The organism is Mycobacterium sp. NGS34 (genome assembly GCF_059812845.1).
Map to the genome: position 1 here is coordinate 642,284 of NZ_JCALDM010000001.1, position 17,946 is coordinate 660,229.

At 70.7% G+C, this 17,946-nt stretch carries 16 protein-coding genes and 1 pseudogene; 14 read left to right on the top strand and 3 right to left on the bottom strand.

Features of this window, described 5'->3' with window-relative positions:
• Positions 1 to 4 precede the first annotated feature (4 nt).
• The 4 genes from AC5Y7V_RS03160 to AC5Y7V_RS03175 are packed head-to-tail and all read left to right on the top strand — an operon-like array spanning position 5 to position 4,253.
• Positions 5 to 718: an SDR family NAD(P)-dependent oxidoreductase gene (locus tag AC5Y7V_RS03160; protein WP_499878579.1), complete on the top strand. Its 714-nt coding sequence runs from the start codon at positions 5 to 7 to the stop codon at positions 716 to 718.
• Entirely contained in the window at positions 715 to 1,746 is a 1,032-nt protein-coding gene (locus AC5Y7V_RS03165) for an S-adenosylmethionine:tRNA ribosyltransferase-isomerase (RefSeq protein WP_499878580.1), read from the top strand. The genes AC5Y7V_RS03160 and AC5Y7V_RS03165 overlap by 4 nt, the downstream gene beginning before the upstream one ends.
• 33 nt (positions 1,747 to 1,779) lie before the next feature.
• On the top strand, positions 1,780 to 3,294 hold the full coding sequence (gene fadD4 / locus AC5Y7V_RS03170; RefSeq protein ID WP_499878581.1) for a fatty-acid--CoA ligase FadD4: 1,515 nt from the start codon (positions 1,780 to 1,782) through the stop codon (positions 3,292 to 3,294).
• Positions 3,291 to 4,253 (top strand): enoyl-CoA hydratase/isomerase family protein, encoded by a 963-nt coding sequence (locus AC5Y7V_RS03175; RefSeq protein WP_499878582.1) that lies wholly within the window; start codon positions 3,291 to 3,293, stop codon positions 4,251 to 4,253. The genes fadD4 and AC5Y7V_RS03175 overlap by 4 nt, the downstream gene beginning before the upstream one ends.
• A gap of 2 nt (positions 4,254 to 4,255) precedes the next feature.
• On the opposite strand, the gene AC5Y7V_RS03180 is transcribed toward AC5Y7V_RS03175, so the two are convergent.
• A complete protein-coding gene (locus AC5Y7V_RS03180; RefSeq protein ID WP_499878583.1) occupies positions 4,256 to 4,672 on the bottom strand; it encodes a CD225/dispanin family protein in 417 nt (138 codons plus the stop codon).
• 110 nt (positions 4,673 to 4,782) lie between these two features.
• A pseudogene (locus AC5Y7V_RS03185) lies at positions 4,783 to 5,009 on the bottom strand (acyl-CoA dehydrogenase family protein); the annotation flags it as partial.
• Positions 5,010 to 5,018: 9 nt separating this feature from the next.
• Here AC5Y7V_RS03185 and AC5Y7V_RS03190 point away from each other — a divergent pair.
• Genes AC5Y7V_RS03190 through AC5Y7V_RS03200 form a run of 3 tightly spaced genes read left to right on the top strand, consistent with a single transcriptional unit; the run spans position 5,019 to position 8,553 of the window.
• Positions 5,019 to 6,026, top strand: a complete 1,008-nt coding sequence (locus tag AC5Y7V_RS03190) for a MaoC family dehydratase (RefSeq protein ID WP_499878584.1) — start codon at positions 5,019 to 5,021, stop codon at positions 6,024 to 6,026.
• Between the two features lie 26 nt (positions 6,027 to 6,052).
• A complete protein-coding gene (locus tag AC5Y7V_RS03195) occupies positions 6,053 to 7,255 on the top strand; it encodes a CoA transferase (protein ID WP_499878585.1) in 1,203 nt (400 codons plus the stop codon).
• On the top strand, positions 7,249 to 8,553 hold the full coding sequence (locus AC5Y7V_RS03200) for an amidohydrolase family protein (protein WP_499878586.1): 1,305 nt from the start codon (positions 7,249 to 7,251) through the stop codon (positions 8,551 to 8,553). Before AC5Y7V_RS03195 ends, AC5Y7V_RS03200 begins: the two co-directional genes overlap by 7 nt.
• A gap of 7 nt (positions 8,554 to 8,560) precedes the next feature.
• On the opposite strand, the gene AC5Y7V_RS03205 is transcribed toward AC5Y7V_RS03200, so the two are convergent.
• The gene (locus tag AC5Y7V_RS03205; RefSeq protein WP_499878587.1) at positions 8,561 to 9,457 is read right to left on the bottom strand and encodes an alpha/beta hydrolase; all 897 of its coding nucleotides are present in this window, start codon (positions 9,455 to 9,457) and stop codon (positions 8,561 to 8,563) included.
• A 204-nt stretch (positions 9,458 to 9,661) separates the two neighbouring features.
• On the opposite strand from AC5Y7V_RS03205, the gene AC5Y7V_RS03210 reads away from it, so the two are divergent.
• The 7 genes from AC5Y7V_RS03210 (at position 9,662) to AC5Y7V_RS03240 (ending at position 17,945) form a co-directional block, all read left to right on the top strand.
• A complete protein-coding gene (locus AC5Y7V_RS03210; RefSeq protein WP_499878588.1) occupies positions 9,662 to 11,773 on the top strand; it encodes a molybdopterin oxidoreductase family protein in 2,112 nt (703 codons plus the stop codon).
• The gene (locus tag AC5Y7V_RS03215; protein ID WP_499878589.1) at positions 11,766 to 12,119 is read left to right on the top strand and encodes a molybdopterin oxidoreductase; all 354 of its coding nucleotides are present in this window, start codon (positions 11,766 to 11,768) and stop codon (positions 12,117 to 12,119) included. The genes AC5Y7V_RS03210 and AC5Y7V_RS03215 overlap by 8 nt, the downstream gene beginning before the upstream one ends.
• Positions 12,120 to 12,125: 6 nt before the next feature.
• Positions 12,126 to 14,642 carry a nitrite reductase large subunit NirB gene (nirB, locus tag AC5Y7V_RS03220; protein WP_499878590.1) on the top strand — a complete coding sequence of 839 codons (2,517 nt, stop codon included), beginning with the start codon at positions 12,126 to 12,128 and terminating at the stop codon, positions 14,640 to 14,642.
• Positions 14,639 to 14,989 (top strand): Rieske (2Fe-2S) protein, encoded by a 351-nt coding sequence (locus tag AC5Y7V_RS03225; RefSeq protein WP_499878591.1) that lies wholly within the window; start codon positions 14,639 to 14,641, stop codon positions 14,987 to 14,989. Before nirB ends, AC5Y7V_RS03225 begins: the two co-directional genes overlap by 4 nt.
• Positions 14,990 to 15,089: 100 nt before the next feature.
• Positions 15,090 to 15,830: an alpha/beta fold hydrolase gene (locus AC5Y7V_RS03230; protein WP_499878912.1), complete on the top strand. Its 741-nt coding sequence runs from the start codon at positions 15,090 to 15,092 to the stop codon at positions 15,828 to 15,830.
• A gap of 175 nt (positions 15,831 to 16,005) precedes the next feature.
• Entirely contained in the window at positions 16,006 to 16,659 is a 654-nt protein-coding gene (locus AC5Y7V_RS03235) for a class I SAM-dependent methyltransferase (protein WP_499878592.1), read from the top strand.
• Positions 16,656 to 17,945, top strand: a complete 1,290-nt coding sequence (locus AC5Y7V_RS03240) for a molybdopterin-dependent oxidoreductase (RefSeq protein WP_499878593.1) — start codon at positions 16,656 to 16,658, stop codon at positions 17,943 to 17,945. Before AC5Y7V_RS03235 ends, AC5Y7V_RS03240 begins: the two co-directional genes overlap by 4 nt.
• The last annotated feature ends 1 nt before the right edge of the window (position 17,946 follow it).

Below are 17,946 nucleotides of genomic sequence, written 5' to 3' on the forward strand. Positions count from 1 at the left end.
CGCTATGACTCAATCGCAACCAAGCCCCGTAGCCATCGTCACCGGCGCCTCCCGCGGGTTCGGCCGGGCCGTGACCGCCGCCCTGCTCGACCACGGGTGGACCGTCGTCGCCGATGCCCGCCGCGCTAGTGAACTCAAAGCAACTGTCGCAGAACTTAATTCGGATCGACTGATCGGATTGCCCGGCGACGTGACCGACGCCTCGCACCGTGACACGCTGCTGACCGCCGCGGTCGGGGCCGGCCCCCTTGGCCTGCTGGTGAACAACGCCAGCCGCCTGGGACCCAGCCCGCAGCCGGCGCTCGCCCACTACCCGATCGGCGAGTTGCGCGCCGTGTACGAAACCAACGTGTTCGCCCCACTGGCGCTGATCCGGGCGGCGCTGCCGGCGCTCGCCGCCAACGCGGGGGCGATCGTCAACTTGTCGTCCGACGCCGCCGTCGAGCCGTACGCCGGCTGGGGCGGCTATGGCTCGTCGAAGGCCGCGCTGGACCAGCTGTCGGCCGTCCTGGCGGCCGAGACTCCGGCCATTGCCGTCTACGCGTTCGACCCGGGCGACATGCGCACAGAGATGCACCAGGCCGCGTTTCCCGGTGAGGACATCTCCGATCGTGCCGAGCCGGAATCCGTCGTGCCCGCGTTGCTGCGCCTCTTGGACACCCGGCCCCCCGCGGGCCGCTACCGCGCCGCGGAGCTGTTGTCCGGAGCGCTGTCATGATCCACTTCCACCGACCCCCGGGCTCCGATGCCATCGAGCCGCCCGAAGGCCGCGGCCTCGCCCGCGACGCGGTCCGGCTGCTGGTCGCCCGCCCGGACGGGATCAGCCACGCCCGCTTCGCCGACCTCGGTGACCAGCTGCGACCGGGCGATCTGCTGGTGGTGAACAACTCCGCCACGATGCCCGCCGCGGTCGACGGCCGCCGCGGCGGGCGGGCCGTCACGGTGCACTTCTCGACGGCGCGCGGCGAGAACGAGTGGGTGGTGGAACTGCGGCCCCCGGCGGACGCCACCGGCCACCTCACCGACGTGCGGCCCGGCGAACGCGTCGAGCTGCCCGGCGGCGCGGGCCTCGCCATCGGGTCGTCGTATCCGGAACCGGGGGTCGAGGGCGCGCGGCTGTGGACCGCGCGCGTCATCCTCGAAGGCGACCTGCCGGCCTACCTGGCGCGGCACGGGCGGCCGATCCGGTACGCGTACGTGCCGCGGGAGTGGCCGCTGCGTTACTACCAGACCGTGTTCGCCCGGTCCGCCGGTAGCGCCGAAATGCCCAGCGCTGCCAGGCCTTTCAGCACCGAACTGGTGACCGCCCTGGTCTCGTCCGGGATCGCGATCGCGCCGGTCACGCTGCACGCGGGGGTGTCCTCGGCCGAAGCGGGCGAGCCGCCGACGCCTGAGCTGTTCGAGGTGCCGGCGCCCACCGCGCGGCTGGTGAACTCGGCGCGCGCGGCCGGCAACCGGGTGATCGCCGTCGGCACCACGGTGACCCGCGCACTGGAGTCGGCCGCGAACGCCGCCGGCGTGGTCCGCCCGGCCGTCGGATGGACCGACCTGGTGCTCGGCCCACACCGCCCGTGCCGGGTGGTCGACGGCCTGATCACCGGCTGGCACGACGCCGGCGCCTCGCACCTGCTGCTGCTGGAGGCCGTCGCGGGCCCCGACCTGGTCGCGGCGGCCTACCGGGAGGCCGTGGCGCGCGGCTATCTGTGGCACGAATTCGGGGACAGCGCCCTGTTGCTGCCCGCATGACACGTGTCAAACCGGGCGTCGTACAGTCTGCGCATGCAGATTCGCCAGCATGTCGGCGCCGACAAGCCCGCCGTGATCCTGTACCCGTCCGGGACGGTCGTCACCTTCGATGACCTGGAAGCCCGCGCCAACCGGCTGGCGCATCGGTTCCGCCAGGCCGGCCTGCGCGAGGGGGACACCGTCGCGATCCTGATGGAGAACAACCAGCACATCCACGCGGTGATGTGGGCGGCGCGCCGCAGCGGTTTGTACTACGTGCCGATCAACACCCACCTGACCGCGGCCGAGGCCGCCTACATCGTCGACAACAGCAACGCCAAGGCGATCATCGGTTCGGCGGCCTTGCGCGACACGCTCGTGCAGTTGGGCGACCATCTCCCGGCGCTGCCCGAGCTGCTGATGATCGCGGACGGCGACCTACCGGGCTGGGAGCGTTACCCCGAATGCGTTGCAAACCAACCGGATACCCCGATCGACGACGAGATCGAGGGCGACCTGCTGCAGTACTCCTCGGGTACCACCGGGCGGCCCAAGGGCATCAGGCGCGACCTGCCGCATCTCCCGCCCGCCGAGGCGCCCGGCATGATGTCGGCGCTGGTCGAGATCTGGATGGCCCCCGACTCGATCTATCTGAGCCCGGCCCCGCTCTATCACACCGCGCCGTCGGTGTGGTCGATGAGCGCGCAGGCGGGCGGCATCACCACGGTCGTGCTGGAGAAGTTCGACGCCGAGGGCACGCTGGACGCCATCCAGCGCCACCGCATCACCCACGGCCAGTTCGTGCCGGCCATGTTCACCCGGATGCTGAAACTGCCTCCCGCCGTTCGCGATTCGTACGATCTCTCCAGTCTCAAGCGGGTGATGCACGCCGCCGCGCCGTGCCCGGTGGAGATCAAGAAGCAGATGATCGACTGGTGGGGGCCGATCATCGACGAGTATTACGCCTCCTCGGAGGCGATCGGGGCGACGCTGATCAGCGCCGAGGAGTGGCTGGCGCACCCCGGTTCGGTCGGCAAACCATACCTGGGCGCGGCTCACATCCTCGGCGAGGACGGCACCGAGCTGCCACCCGGCCAGCCCGGCGAAATCTACTTCGAGGGCGGGCACTCGTTCGAATACCTCAACGACCCGACGAAAACCGCCGCGTCGCGCGACACGCACGGCTGGGTGACGGTCGGCGATGTCGGCTACCTCGACGAGGAGGGCTACCTCTACCTCACGGACCGGCGCCATCACATGATCATCTCCGGCGGGGTCAACATCTACCCGCAGGAGACGGAGAACCTTCTGGTCACGCACCCGAAGGTGTTGGATGCCGCGGTATTCGGCGTTCCCGACGACGAGATGGGCCAGCGCGTCGTGGCGGCCGTGCAGACCGTCGACCCGGCCGACGCCACCGATCAGTTCGCCGACGAACTGACCGCGTGGCTGCGGGACCGCCTGGCGCACTACAAATGTCCGCGCTCGATCGCCTTCGAGGCGCAGCTGCCGCGCACCGACACGGGAAAGCTCTACAAGAACGGGCTGATCGAGAAGTACTCGGTGTGACCCTGCGCGTCGTCGACCTGAGCGGGCCCCCGCAGCCCGATGACGATGCGCTGCCCGGTGTGCAGGTCGCCGTTGGGCCGATCGCGGACGCGGACGAATCATGGCTCGATCGCGCCACTTTCACGCTGACCGAGGACCCGTGCTCAGATCGCCGGGTCGTCACCGTCGACTCGGTGCCCGACGCCCTGGCCGAGCTCACAGAGCGCTGCCAGCGGTGGCCGCAGGCCAGCGCCGTGTGCGACGACGTGCTGCGCGCGGTCGACCCCGGCGGCCCGACGCGGGCCGGGGTGGTGACCGAATCGCTGGCCTACTCGACGCTGCAGGCCGGCCCGGAGTTCGCGCGGTGGCTGGCCGAACGCGGCCCGGCCCGCGTGCCCGACATCGCCGAGCCGGTGCTCGCGCGGCGCGACGGCGACACCCTGCGGATCACGTTCAACCGGCCGCAACGCCACAACGCGTTCTCCACCGATGCGCGGGCCGCGCTGCTCGAGGCGCTGACCGTCGCGCTGCTGGACCCTTCGGTGAGCGGGATCGTGTTGAGCGGCAACGGCCCATCGTTCGGCAGCGGCGGGGACCTCGCGGAATTCGGCACCTTCGCCGACCCGGCGAGCGCGCACCTGGCCCGCACCCGGCACAGCCCCGCACTCGCGCTCGATGCGCTGACCGCGCGGCTGGGTCGGGCGTGCCGCGCCCAGGTGCATGGTCGGGTGATGGGCAGCGGGCTGGAGATGGCGGCGTTCTGCGGATGGGTTGAGGCGCGCGACGATTCGGTGTTCGGGCTACCCGAATTGAGCCTCGGCCTGATCCCGGGCGCCGGCGGCACCGTCAGCATCACCCGGCGCATCGGCCGCTGGCGCACCGCGTACCTGGTGCTGTCCGGCCGGACGATCGGCGCCGAGACCGCCCGGGAGTGGGGGCTGGTGGACGCGACTCACGTTGGCGCCCAAGGCCTCACTTAAGGTCAGAAGCCCGAATACGTGGTGGTGGTCGTGGACGGGAGGTTCGAGACGGCCACCGCGAAGACGAAGGCGTACAGGACGCCGATGATGACGTAGGCCGCCACGCCCGCGATCGCGCCGATGATGGCCCACTTCTTCGCGCTGTCGGCCGCGGACTGCGCCTCGGCGTACCGACCCTGCGTCCACAGCCCGGAGACCTTGGTGGAGTACACGATCGAGACGATCCCGAACGGCAGGCAGCACAGCACCGTGACGAGGATCGCCCAGACGAGGTAGTTGTCCGGCTCGCGCTGGGCCGGCCAACCCGGCTGCGGGGCCGGGTATCCGGGCGGCGGCGGCGGTGGCTGGCCCTGCCAAGGCGGCGGCTGCTGGCCCTGCCATTCTGGGGACCCTTCGTACGGCCCTGGGGGATAACTCATGGCAGCTGCCTCTCTTTGCTGGCGCCGAAGTCAGGCAAATATACAGCAAACCCGAGCCTCAATCAGGGAGGTTCGCGTCAGATCCCGCCCCGGGCAACGAGCTGCGCGGCGATCACGTTGCGCCGAATCTCGTTGGTTCTGCCGAACAGGGTGAGCAGCTTGGCCACCACGGTGCGCCCGCCCATCACGCCGGCCAGGCTCATCCAGCCGCGCGCCAGCTGCTGCAGATCCCGATCCGCTGCAGCTGGTCGATCCACGCCTCGGGGTCGGTGAACGCCCGCACCGTCGCGACCAGCATGTCCTCGTCGTCGTTCAGCTCACTGCCCACGTGTGCCATATTGGCCCCGTGACTTATGCGCATGTACGGGAGGGCGGCCCCTACTTCGACGATCTCTCGGTCGGCCAGGTCTTCGACTGGGCGCCGGCGATGACGCTCTCGGCGGGGATGGCCGCGGCGCATCAGGCGATCGTGGGAGACCGGCTGCGCCTGGCGTGCGATGCGGTGCTGAGCACCGCCGTGACCGGCGTGCCGGGGCCGCTGGCACACCCGGCGCTGGTCTGCGACGTAGCGATCGGCCAGTCGACGCTGGCCACCCAGCGGGTCAAGGCCAACCTGTTCTATCGGGGGCTGGTGTTCCACCGGTTTCCCGTCGTCGGCGACACCATCTACACCCGCACCGAAGTGGTTGGGCTGCGCGCGAATTCACCAAAGCCGGGCCGGGCGCCGACCGGAATGGCGGCGCTGCGGATGATCACGATCGACCAGGCCGACCGGTTGGTCCTCGACTTCTACCGGTGCGGCATGCTGCCGGCCAGCCCGGGCTGGAATCCCGAGAACGCGCCCGCCGACGATCTGTCGGCCGTCGGCGCCGACGTGCCCGGCCCGGCCCACGACCCGACCGCGCAGTGGGACGCCGACGTGTTCCGAAGCAAGGTGCCGGGCCCCCATTTTGACCCCGGCCTGGCGGGCGCGGTGCTGCGCAGCACCGGCGACGTGGTCAGCGGCGCACCCGAACTCGCCCGGCTCACCCTGAACATCGCCGCCACTCACCACGATTCGCGGGTCGGCGGGCAGCGGCTGGTGTACGGCGGCCACACCATCGGGCTGGCGCTCGCGCAGGCGAGCAGGCTGCTGCCCAACCTGGCGACGGTGCTGGGTTGGCAGTCCTGCGATCACACCGGGCCGGTGCACGAGGGCGACACCCTGTACAGCGAGCTGCACGTCGAGACCGCCCGGCCGACCGGCCACGGTGGGGTGCTGGGGCTGCGGTCGGTGGTCTACGCGGTCGGCGATGCGGAGGGCACGCCCGACCGGCCGGTGCTGGACTGGCGGTTCGACGCGTTGCATTTCTGAGTCGCGCCGACCAAGCCGCGCGCACAATGGTGGGCGTGAGTTCGGCTTCGTCGACGTTGGCGTCGAGCTGGGGTAGCAGCGGGCTGGCCTGCCTGACCGGCCTGCCCGACGGGCCGCCCGACTTCTCCCGCGCCAACGTGTTGGCCCGCGCCGAGGAGGTGGCCACGGCCGTCCGTCGCCGAACGGGCGTCCCCATCGACCCCGCCGCGCTGCTGGCCGGGCGGGCCGCGCTCCTCGGGTTGACGCGCCGCGGCCGGGTGTCGGCGGGCGGCGCCACCCGGTTGCTGCCGGCCCGCGATGGCTGGTGCGCGATCACGCTGTCGCGCCCCGACGACGTCGCCGCCGTCCCCGCGCTGCTGGAGACCGAAGCGGGGGGCGCCGATCCGTGGCCGGCGCTGCAGCGCTGGGCCGCAACGCGTCCGGTGTCTGCGGTCACCGAGCGTGCGGCACTGCTCGACATCCCGGCCGCCGCGCTGGGTGAGGTCGCCGCCGCGTCGCCGCAGGTGCGGCACTTGGGCTTCCGGGCGCACCCGCGCGAGTTGGCCGGCCTGCTGGTGGCCGACCTGTCCTCGATGTGGGCGGGACCGCTGTGCGGGCAGCTCCTGGCGCGCGGCGGGGCGACCGTGGTCAAGGTGGAGAGCCCGCGCCGCCCGGACGGCACCCGGGAGGGCAACCGTGCCTTCTACGACTGGATGAACGGTGAGAAGCTTTCCTACTGTGTGGATTTCGATCGCCAGGCCGACGAGCTGCGCGAGCTGCTCGGCGTCGCCGACGTCGTGATCGAGGGCTCGCGTCCCACCGCGCTGCAACGGCGGGGGCTCGGGCCGGAGCACATCGCGTCGCGGACGGGCCGAATCTGGTTGCGCATCAGCGGATACGACGACCTCAGGCCGGCGTTCGGCGACGACGCCGCGGTGGCCGGCGGCCTGGTCGGTACCGCGCGCGACGGCCCGGTGTTCTGCGGCGACGCCATCGCCGACCCGCTGACCGGGCTGGAGGCGGCCCTCACGGTGCTCGAATCGCTGCGCCGCGGCGGCGGGGAGTTGATCCACGTGTCCATGGCCGCGGTCGCCGCGACGCACGCGGCGTTACCGACCGAGGCGTCGACCACCCCGTACCCGGCGCCGCCGCCGCACGCGCCGACGGTCCGCGGCGCGGCGCCCGCGCTCGGCGCCGACAATGACGTCGTGCGCCGGATGGTCGCCGAAAGGCAGTGCCTGCCATGCTGATTCACCGCGCCACCCTGCTGGACGGCCGCACCGTCGACATCCGCGTGGGCGCGCAGATCGACGAGGTGGGCGACGGGCTGGTCGCCCGCGAAGGGGAGGGCGTGCTCTACGCCGGGGGCGGGACCGTGCTGCCGGGGCTGCACGACCACCACGTGCACCTGCGCTCGGCCGCATCGGCGCTGGATTCGTTCTTCGTCGGGCCGCCGGGGGTCAGCACCAAAGAGCAACTGACACAACTGCTCTCGAATGCGACGCCGGGCCCGGACGGGTGGATTCGCGCCGTCGGCTATCACGAGTCCGTCGCCGGTGAGCTCGACCGGACGGCCCTCGACGCCGTCGTGCGTGACGTTCCGGTGCGCATTCAGCACCGCAGTGGCGCGCTGTGGATCCTCAACTCCGAGGCGCTGGGCCGGGTCGGCCTGCCCGACCACCCCGACGGCCGCCTGCGCAGCGCGGACCGCGGCTGGTCGGATGCGTTGGCGCAGCGCGAAACCGACCTGGCCGAGCTCAGCCGCCGCATCACCGCGACCGGCGTCACGGGTGTCACCGACGCCACCCCCGACCTGAGCGCCGACGACATGGTCGCGCTGCTGGTCGCGCACCGTCGCGGCGAATTCCGGCCACGGCCAAGCTTTCTGGCACCCGGCAAGAAGATCCTGCAGGACGATCGCCTCGATTTGGACGCCCTGACCGGGTGGGTCGCCGACCAGCACGCCGACGGCCGCCCCGTCGCGGTGCACTGCGTCACGGCGGCCCAACTGGTGGTCACCATCGCGGCCCTGCGCGCCGCCGGTAGCCATTCGCTGGATCGCATCGAGCACGCCGCGGTGGTGCCCGACGACAATCTGGCGGACCTCGCCGAGCTCGGGGTCACGGTGGTGACGCAACCGAACTTCGTCGCCGAGCGCGGCGACCAATACCTCGCCGACGTCCCCGCAGCCGAGCACCCTCAGCTGTGGCGGGTGGCGTCCCTACTGGAGGCGGAGGTGCCGGTGGCGCTGTCCACCGACATGCCGTTCGGCCACGGCGACCCATGGACCGCGATGCGGGCCGCGGTGCACCGCACCACACCCAGCGGCGCCGTGCTCAACGCGAACGAATGCGTCTCGGCGGTAACGGCTTTGACGATGTTTCTGGGCCGCCCCGATTGCCCGGGAAGGCCGCGGTCGGTCGAAGCCGGGCAGCCGGGCGACCTGTGCGTGCTGACCGAGCCGCCGGCGACGGCGCTGGCGGAGCTGGACGCCGGCATGGTGGCGGCCACCGTGATCGGCGGCGAGCTCGTCTACTTCGCGATGTGACCGGCGCTCAGGCGGCTGGGACGAGCGCGGCGCGCAAGCTCTCGCACTGGCTGTCGAAAAAGCGTTGCGCCACTGGCGTTTTGCGTGCCACCACGTCGAAGCCGTGGAACGCGCCCGGCACCACCTCGACGTGGCACGGCACGCCCGCGTCGGTCAGGCGCCGGGCGTAGGCCAGGTCCTCGTCGTGGAACAGGTCGTGCGTGCCGACCCCGATCCACGCCGGCGGCAGCCCGCTCAGGTCGTCGCGGCGGCCGGGGACGGCGACCGCGGGGTCGGCGCCGCCGAGGTAGGCGTCCCAGCCGAACCGGTTGCTGCGGGTGCTCCACAGGCGGTGGTTCGGGCTGGCGCCCGTGGCCGAACTCCGGTCGTCCAGCATGGGATACGCCAACACCTGGAATGCCGGGCTCACCTCGCCGCGGTCGCGGGCCAGCAGTGCCAGCGCCGCCGCCAGGCCGCCGCCCGCGCTGGCGCCGGCGATCGCCACCCGGTGGCGGTCCACGGCGGGCAGCTCGGCCAGCCAGGTCAGCGCCGAATAGCAGTCCTCCAACGGCGCGGGATAAGGATGTTCGGGCGCTAGGCGGTAGTCCACCGACGCGACGGTCATGCCCAGCCGCGAGCTGAACCCGCGGCATACCGCGTCGTCCTGCTGGGCCGTGCCGATCACATACCCGCCGCCGTGGATCCACAGCAGCGCGGGGGTAGGTTCCGTCGGGCCGGCCGGCCGGAACAGCCGCACGCCGGCCCCGGATCCCAGGGTGATCGCCTCGACACCGGGTGGCGCCCCGCGGCGCCCCGTCAGGCCGCCCATGGCCCGCATCACCGGCAGGCTGCGGGGGCCGATCAGATGCCGCGGGGCGAAACGGGCGATGCGGCGCAGGTCGGGGTGAACGTCGTCGTTCGGCACCGGTCAAGTATCGCCCGGGGCGAAACACACACCGCGAACGGGCCCGTGATCCCGCGGTAGTCGTGCGGACAATCGGCGGAAACGCCTTCGAAACACGGCCGACGTACCTTCGGCGGTAAGCGCCGATCGGGAGGCGACATGGGAGGTACATCCAGCCGAGCCGGCCAACTGCTTGCCGGCTCACCAGCTAAGCGGTGATCGCCAATGGCGTTGGCGCCGACGAAGACTCATTGCCCGTACTGCTCGTTGCAGTGCGGGATCACCCTCGACGCGTCGAGTGGGCAGGTCGAGCTCGCGCCGCAGGAGGACTTTCCGACCAATCGCGGTGGGCTGTGCGCGAAAGGCTGGACCGCGGCCGAGCTGCTGGCGCACCCGGACCGGCTGACCACCCCATTGATTCGCGACGAGCGTGGTGCCGCGCTGCGTCCGGCCACCTGGAATGAGGCGCTGGAACGGATCGTCGCCGCCTTCCAGACGACGCAGCGGGATTACGGCCGCGACGCGGTCGGATGTTTCGGCGGCGGCGGCCTGACCAACGAAAAGGCCTACCAGCTCGGCAAGTTCGCGCGTGTGGCGCTGCGCACCTCGGCCATCGACTACAACGGCCGGTTTTGCATGTCCTCGGCAGCCGCGGCGTCGAACCGCTCGTTCGGCATCGACCGCGGGCTGCCGTTTCCGCTCGCCGATATCGCGCGGGCCGACGTCATCCTCCTCGTCGGCGGTAACCCCGCCGAGACGATGCCGCCGGCGATGCAGCACTTCGACGCGGGCCGCGCCCGCGGCGCCAAGCACATCGTCGTAGATCCGCGTCGCACCGCCACCGCCGGCCGCGCCGACCTTCATCTGCAGCCCGTCCCCGGAACCGACCTGGCTCTGGCCAACGCCATGCTCAACGTCATTGCCCGCGAAGGCCTTATCGATCGCGACTACATCGCCGAACGGACCACCGGATTCGAGGCGGTGCGCCGCGCGGTGCGGCTGTACTGGCCGGACCGCGCCGAACGGATCACCGGCGTGCCCGAGGGTGACATCGTGGCGGCGGCGCGAATGCTGGCCGCGGCCGACCGCGCGATGATCCTGACCGCGCGCGGCGCCGAGCAACACGCCTCGGGCACCGACACGGTACAGGCCTTCATCAATCTCGCCCTCGCGCTGGGATTGCCGGGCCGCCCGTACAGCGGGTTCGCGACTATCACGGGGCAGGGCAACGGCCAAGGCGGCCGCGAACATGGGCAGAAGTGCGATCAGCTGCCCGGCTACCGCCGGCTGGACGACCCCGCCGCGCGCGCCCACGTCGCGCGGGTATGGGGCGTCAATCCAGCAGATCTGCCGTCACCCGGGCGGTCGGCCTACGAGATGCTCAGCGGCATCGGCACCCCGGGCGGGTTGCGGGCACTGTGGGTGATGGCCTCCAACATCGTTGTCTCGGCGCCGAATTCGCTGCGGGTTGCGGAGAAAATGAACGAACTGGACTTCCTTGTGGTGTCCGACATATTCCTGTCCGAGACTGCCGCGCTGGCCGACGTGGTGCTCCCGACGACACAGTGGGCCGAAGAGTCCGGAACCATGACCAACCTCGAAGGCAGGGTGGTGCTGCGCCGGGCGGCGGTCACAGCGCCCGGCGAGGTGCGCGGGGACCTCGACGTCATGGCCGACCTGGCGAAGCGCCTGGGGGTACATGGCTTCTCGACCGATTCCGAGGAGGTTTTCGAGGAATTGACCCGCGCGAGCCAGGGCGGCAAGGCCGACTACCGGGGTATCAGCTACGAACGGATCGCGACCGGCAACGGGGTGTTCTGGCCCTGCCCGTCGCCCCTGTACCCCGACACCCCTCGACTGTTCACCGCGGACTTCCCGACGCCCGACCGCCGGGCCCACCTCCATCCCGTCGAGCAACGGGAGGTGCCCGAATCCCCGGACGACGAATTCCCGTACTACCTCACGACGGGCCGCGTGTTGCGGCAGTACCAGTCCGGAACCCAAACCCGCAGGGTTGCCCCGCTCGCCGAGGCCGAGCCTGAGCCGATGGCCGAGCTGCACCCGACGCTGGCGCGACGCCTTGGTATCAACAGCGGGGACAAGGTTCGGTTGCGGACCCGCCGCGGCGAGGTAGCGATGACGGCGCGGACGGACCCCGGGATCCGCCCGGACACCGTCTTCGCGCCGTTCCACTGGGGCGGGGCGGCGAGCATCAACCGGCTCACAAATCCGGTGCTCGACCCGCATTCCCGGATGCCGTCCTTCAAAGCCTGCGCGCTCGCCGTGGAGCGTGCAGACGCAGCCGATTCACCGAAGGGAGATGTGACGCATGGGTGACGACAGCACGCCTCGCTTTTTACAGGGCTCATTCAGTTTTCACGGAAAGGGCTACGACTCGCCGTCCCTGCTCGATTCCTCGCTGCGCTATGCCGTGCCGGCCGGGGCCATCACCCAGCCCGTCTACTTCCGCGGCGGGAACAGCACCGACGAGCTGGTCACCATCGTCATGATGCGCGACGGCGCCCCGATGCGGTACTTCCCCGTCGGCGCCAAGGACGCGGTGCACGTGCCGCTCCGGGTCGTCGAAGACCTGATCGCCGACACCGTGCTCGAGGTGTTCGTCGCCGCCCCCGACGGCCTGAGCGGCACCGTGTTCGTCGACATCGGTCTCGTTGAAATCTGAGTCGCCATGGCTACATTGGTGCAACCCGAAACCAACGGGCACGCGGCCGGCCTGGCCAAGCTGGTGGTCGTCGGCAACGGCATGGCGGGGGCGCGCGCGGTGGAGGAGATCCTCGCCCGCGACGGCAGTGAGCGCTTTACCATCACCGTCTTCGGTGACGAACCGTACGGGAATTACAACCGGATCCTGCTGTCCAACGTGCTGGCCGGGTCCGACGACGCCGGCGAGATCTACCTCAATCCGCTGGACTGGTACGCGCAGAACAACATTGAGCTGCGGGCGGGGGTACGCGTCGTGCGCATCAACCCCTTCGCGCACCTGGTGTACGCGGACGACGGCACCACCGTCCGCTACGACAAGCTGATTCTGGCCACGGGCAGCAGGTCGTTCTTTCCGCCCGTTGAGGGCATCTGGCAGGACGACAAGACCTTGGCCCGCGGCGTTTTCGGCTTCCGCAGCCTCGACGACTGCGGGGCGATGATCGAATTCGCCAAGGGGCGAAGCAAGGCGGTCGTCGTCGGCGGCGGGCTGCTGGGATTGGAAGCGGCACGGGGCCTGCAGAATCGGGGACTGCACGTCGGCGTCGTGCAGGGCGGCCCCACCTTGATGAACGCCCAACTCGACGACCAGGGCAGCGCCATCCTGCGCCGACTGGTGGAGGCGCTGGGCATCGAGGTGCACACCGGCAAGAAAACCGTCAGGATGCGCACCCTGGACGGCCTGCCGTCGGCGATCGAATTCGACGACGGCACCCAGCTGCCGTGCGACATGGTGGTGATGGCGGCCGGCATCCGCCCCAACGTCGGGCTGGCACGGCGCGCCGGGCTGACCGTCGAACGCGCCATCGTCGTCGACGACCAGATGCGGTCGATCGACGACGACGACATATACGTGGTGGGCGAGTGCGCGCAGCACCGCGGGCAGGTTTACGGGCTCGTCGCCCCGTTGTGGGAGCAGGCCGGTGTGCTCGCCGATCACCTGACGAGCGCCAATCCCCGTGCCGCATATCATGGTTCACGCACGGCCACCAAGCTGAAGGTGGCGGGCGTCGATGTGGCGGCGATGGGTCTGAAGGGACCCGAGCGCGACGACGACGAATTCGTGCAGTATTCCGAACCCAAGCACGGCGTGTACAAGACCGTGGTGGTTCGCGACGACAAACTCATCGGCGCCACCCTGGTGGGCGATGTCAGCAAGGTGGCCTTCCTGATGCAGGCCTTCGACCGTGGGCTTCCGCTTCCACCCGAACGGATCTCGCTGATGTTCGACATCGGTACCCCCGACGCGGCGACCGGCGCGGCCGAATTGGCGGACGACGCGCAGGTGTGCAACTGCAACGGCGTGAGCAAGGCCGCGCTCGTCCGCCGCGTCAAGGAAGGCCAGACGTCGCTCGCCGCCGTGATGTCTTCGACCCGCGCAGGCAAAGGCTGTGGCTCGTGCAAGGGGCTGGTCGCCCAGGTCGTCGAGTGGGCGGCCTACGAAACCGGCGCCGCGATGTCCGAAGACGAGCAGGCCAATTGGTACGTGTCGGGAATTCCCTATGAGAAACCGGAATTGATGCGGCTGATCCGCGAGCTCGAGCTGCACTCGGTGTCATCGGTGTTCGCCGCGCTGGCGCCGGAAGGCCGCGAGGACGCCGGCTCGAAAATGGCGCTCGCCTCTTTGCTGGACATGATGTGGGGCGACGAGTTCGTCGACGAACGCGACAGCCGCTACATCAACGACCGGGTGCACGCCAACATCCAGCGAGACGGCACGTTCTCGGTGGTTCCCCAACTCAAGGGTGGGGTGACCAACTCCGAGCAGCTGCGCAAGATCGCCGACGTGGCCGACAAGTACCAGATTCCGATGATCAAGCTCACCGGCGGCCAGCGAATCGATTTGCTCGGCGTGCGCAAGGAGGACCTGCCGGCGGTGTGGGCCGACCTCGGGATGCCGTCCGGCTACGCGTACGGCAAGAGCTTCCGAACCGTCAAAACGTGTGTGGGAAGTGACTTCTGCCGCTACGGGCTGGGCGATTCCACGGCACTGGGCATCGCGATCGAGGAGAGGTTCCAGGGCTTGCCCAGCCCCGCGAAGATGAAGCTGGCGGTGACAGGGTGTCCCCGCAACTGCGCGGAGGCCCTGTGCAAGGACGTCGGCGTCGTCGCAATCGAGGGTGGGCAATGGCAGATCTACGTGGGCGGCGCGGCCGGCTCACACGTCCGCAAGGGCGATCTGCTGACCACGGTGGATACCGCAGCCGAGGTCATCGCGTTGACTGGCCGGTTCCTGCAGTACTACCGCGAGAATGCCAATTGGCTGGAACGAACCTACGACTTCGTGCCCCGGGTGGGCATCGACCGGATCCGCTCGATCGTGGTGCAAGACAGCGAGGGAATCGGTGCCGACCTGGACGCACGCATGCAGAAGTCGGTCGCCTCGTACCGCGATCCGTGGGCCGAGAGCCGAAAAGCCGCTCCGCCCAATCAGTTCCGTTCTTCGCTGCCGTTGATCCCGCTGCCGCAGGTGCCGGTGCGATGACCGAGATCCGGTTGGGCCCGGTCGGCGACATCCCGGTCGGCGAAAGCCGCGCCTACGCGGTCGGAGACCGGCAGATCGCGGTCTTCCGCCTCAGGGACGGCTCGCTGCGGGCCTTGGACGCCGTATGCCCACACCGGGGTGGTCCGTTGGCCGACGGACTGGCGGACAGCCGGATCGTCGTCTGCCCGTTGCACGGCTTCACCTACGACTTGGCGACGGGCGAAGAGCTGGGTGGCGCCGGCGCGCCGGTCACCGCCTACCAGGTGCGCGCCGACGATGCCGGCACGATCTGCGTTCGCCCGGGCGATCAACCGCAACGAAACGGGGCGTTACCACACCCGGCCTAGCTATCGTGGCGGCGTGGGCACGCTGGCGTCGCGGTTGGTCGACACCGCGCTGGGAAGCATCCGCACCCAGGTCAGCCCGGGCACCGGGCCGGCCGTGCTGATGTGGCCGAGCCTGCTGATGACCGGAGACCTCTGGGCCGGCCAGGCCGCGCGTTTCGGTGCGACCCACCGCATGGTGCTCATCGACCCGCCGGGCCACGGCGGCAGCGCGCCCCTGCACGCGCCCTTCAGCTTCGCCGACTGCGCGCGCTGCGTCGTCGACCTGCTGGACGGGCTCGGCATCGACAAGGCGCACTTCGTCGGCAATTCCTGGGGCGGAATGATCGGCGCCACGTTCGCCGCCCGCCATCCCGACCGCCTCGACCGCGCCGTCTTGATGAACTGCACGGCATCGAAAGCCGGTGTCGTCCAACGGGTTCGGTATTCGGCCATGTTGCGGGTGGCGGCGGCGCTGGGCGGTATCCGGCCGCCGCTGACGCGGGCGGCGGTGCGCAGCTTCCTCGGTCCGACCACGCTGCGCGACCGCCCGGAGGTGGTCGAGACCGTCCTCGCGAACCTGCGCGCCGTCGACATCGATTCGGCGCGCTGGGCGGTCCGCAGCGTGGTCCCCGACCGGCCGGACCAACGCGCGCTGCTGGCCGGGGTGACCGCCCCGGTGCTCGTCGTCGCCGGCGCCGAGGACGCCACCTTCCCGGTGGCCGAAACCCGGGCCATGGCGGACTCGATCCCCGGCGCGTCGTTCACCGTGCTGGACGGAGTCGCGCACCTCGCCGCGCTGGAGGACCCGCCCCGGGTGAACCAACTGCTGGACGAGTTCCTGTTCGACGCCGGCTCGTCATAGTCCAGACCCATCCGGACCGGTTCCGGCGCCGAATGACTCCCGTGAACAGCGCGTGCCCGGTTAGCCGATCGCGAATCGGGGTATCGATCCCGTTGATCGAAACGCTGGCGTATCCCGTGGACGGGGCCGAGGCGCGTCCGGGCCGCCCGGTCGCGCACCATGCGAGAGGCGTGACATGCTGGGGCATCTCTACGATCGGGCGCTCGGTGGCGAGAGTTGTTGGGTCCGGCACGAGGACGGCGAGGTTCGGCCGCTGCCGGCGCACCGGTGGCTGGGCGAGCGATGTCCCGGCAGCCCGCCGCGCGACGCCTTCGACGACGTCTTCGACGAGGCGGTGACGCAGATGTGCACCGGGCCGACGATCGAGCTGGGGTGCGGGCCGGGGCGGTTGGTCGCCAAGCTCATCCAGCGGGGGATCCCCGCGCTCGGCATCGATCGATCGGCGACGGCGATCCGCCTGGCGGGCCGCGGCGGCGCGCCCGCGCTGCTGGGCGACGTGTTCGAGCCGCTGCCCGGAATGGGTTGCTGGCAAACGGTTTTGCTCGTCGACGGAAACGTCGGCATCGGCGGTGACCCGCGGCGGATCCTGGCCCGTGCCGCCGAGCTGCTCGGCCGCGGCGGGCGCTGCGTGGCCGAGTTCGAAACCGACGCCATCGGGATCCGCCCGCGCTGGGTGCGCCTGGAGACCGACCGCGACGTGGGGCCCTGGTTCCGCTGGGCGACGGTCGGTGTGGACAGCGCCGCCACGCTGGCCGCGCAGGTCGGCCTGACGCTGACCGGCGTCCGGCTGATCGGCGGCCGGGTCATCGCGAACCTGGCCGCCCGGTGAGCGACTACGGGTTTCCCGCCGGGCTGTGGCGCGCGCTCGACCGGCACCCGCCGCCAGGGGCGCGGCGGCCGGGAGCATTTCGGAGCCCGCTGCGCGGCCCGTGGCTGACGTCGGTGTTCGGGCTGGTGCTGCTGATCGTCCTGCCGATCGTCATCCTCACCGGGCTGCTGTCCTACATCGCCTACGGGCCGCGGCTCGGCCAGGCGATCCCCGCCGACGTGGGCTGGCTGCGCCTGCCCACGTTCGACTGGCCGACGCGCCCGTCGTGGTTGTACCGGCTGACCCAGGGCCTGCACGTGGGGCTGGGCCTGGTGATCATCCCGGTGGTGCTGGCCAAGCTGTGGTCGGTGATCCCGCGGCTGTTCGTGTGGCCGCCGGCCCGCTCCATCGCCCAAGCGCTGGAACGTTTGTCGCTGCTGATGCTGGTCGGCGGCGTGTTGTTCGAAATCGTCACCGGGGTGCTCAACATCCAGTACGACTACATATTCGGGTTCAGCTTCTACGACGCCCACTATTTCGGGGCGTGGGTCTTCATCGCCGGGTTTCTGATGCACATCACGCTGAAGATCCCGCGCATGATCACCGGGTTGCGGTCGCTGTCGTTGCGAGAAGTGTTGCGCACCAACCGAAGCGACACCCGGCCGGAAGCGCCCGATCCGGACGGCCTGGTGTCGGCCGACCCGGCCGAGCCGACGCTGAGCCGCCGCGGCGCCCTGGCGCTGGTCGGCTCCGGCGTGGCGCTGGTGGGCGTGCTGACGGCCGGCCAGACCCTCGGCGGGGCATCCCGCGGCGCCGTGCTGCTGCTGCCGCGCGGGAGGGGTAACGACTTTCCGGTCAACAAAACCGCCGTCGCCGCGGGCATCGCGCCGGAAAGCGTCGGCGCGAGTTGGCGGTTGGTCCTGCGCAGCGGGGCGACGGTGGTGGCGCTGGACCGCGACGCACTGGCCGGGCTGGCGCAGCACACGGCGCGGCTGCCGATCGCGTGCGTCGAGGGATGGTCGACCGTACAGACCTGGAGCGGGGTACGGCTGGCCGAGCTGGCCCGAATCGTGGGCGTGCCCGTCCCCCGCACGGCGCGGGTGACGTCGCTGCAGCGGGGCGGCGCGTTCGGCGAGGCGACGTTGCAGCCCAACCAGGTCCGTGACCCCGACGCCCTGCTGGCGCTGCGGGTCGACGGCGGAGACCTGTCGCTGGACCACGGCTATCCGGCGCGGATCATCGTGCCGGCGCTACCGGGAGTGCACAACACCAAATGGGTCGCGTCCATCGAGTTCGAGCCGAGCTGAG

What these genes read in the sequence shown, in the direction of transcription:
- AC5Y7V_RS03160 (WP_499878579.1), top strand. Translation starts at nt 5, where the DNA reads ATGACTCAATCGCAACCAAGCCCCGTAGCCATCGTCACCGGCGCCTCC.
- AC5Y7V_RS03165 (WP_499878580.1), top strand. Translation starts at nt 715, where the DNA reads ATGATCCACTTCCACCGACCCCCGGGCTCCGATGCCATCGAGCCGCCC.
- fadD4 (WP_499878581.1), top strand. Translation starts at nt 1,780, where the DNA reads ATGCAGATTCGCCAGCATGTCGGCGCCGACAAGCCCGCCGTGATCCTG.
- AC5Y7V_RS03180 (WP_499878583.1), bottom strand. Translation starts at nt 4,672, where the DNA reads ATGAGTTATCCCCCAGGGCCGTACGAAGGGTCCCCAGAATGGCAGGGC.
- AC5Y7V_RS03195 (WP_499878585.1), top strand. Translation starts at nt 6,053, where the DNA reads ATGGTGGGCGTGAGTTCGGCTTCGTCGACGTTGGCGTCGAGCTGGGGT.
- AC5Y7V_RS03200 (WP_499878586.1), top strand. Translation starts at nt 7,249, where the DNA reads ATGCTGATTCACCGCGCCACCCTGCTGGACGGCCGCACCGTCGACATC.
- AC5Y7V_RS03210 (WP_499878588.1), top strand. Translation starts at nt 9,662, where the DNA reads ATGGCGTTGGCGCCGACGAAGACTCATTGCCCGTACTGCTCGTTGCAG.
- AC5Y7V_RS03215 (WP_499878589.1), top strand. Translation starts at nt 11,766, where the DNA reads ATGGGTGACGACAGCACGCCTCGCTTTTTACAGGGCTCATTCAGTTTT.
- nirB (WP_499878590.1), top strand. Translation starts at nt 12,126, where the DNA reads ATGGCTACATTGGTGCAACCCGAAACCAACGGGCACGCGGCCGGCCTG.
- AC5Y7V_RS03225 (WP_499878591.1), top strand. Translation starts at nt 14,639, where the DNA reads ATGACCGAGATCCGGTTGGGCCCGGTCGGCGACATCCCGGTCGGCGAA.
- AC5Y7V_RS03230 (WP_499878912.1), top strand. Translation starts at nt 15,090, where the DNA reads ATGTGGCCGAGCCTGCTGATGACCGGAGACCTCTGGGCCGGCCAGGCC.
- AC5Y7V_RS03235 (WP_499878592.1), top strand. Translation starts at nt 16,006, where the DNA reads ATGCTGGGGCATCTCTACGATCGGGCGCTCGGTGGCGAGAGTTGTTGG.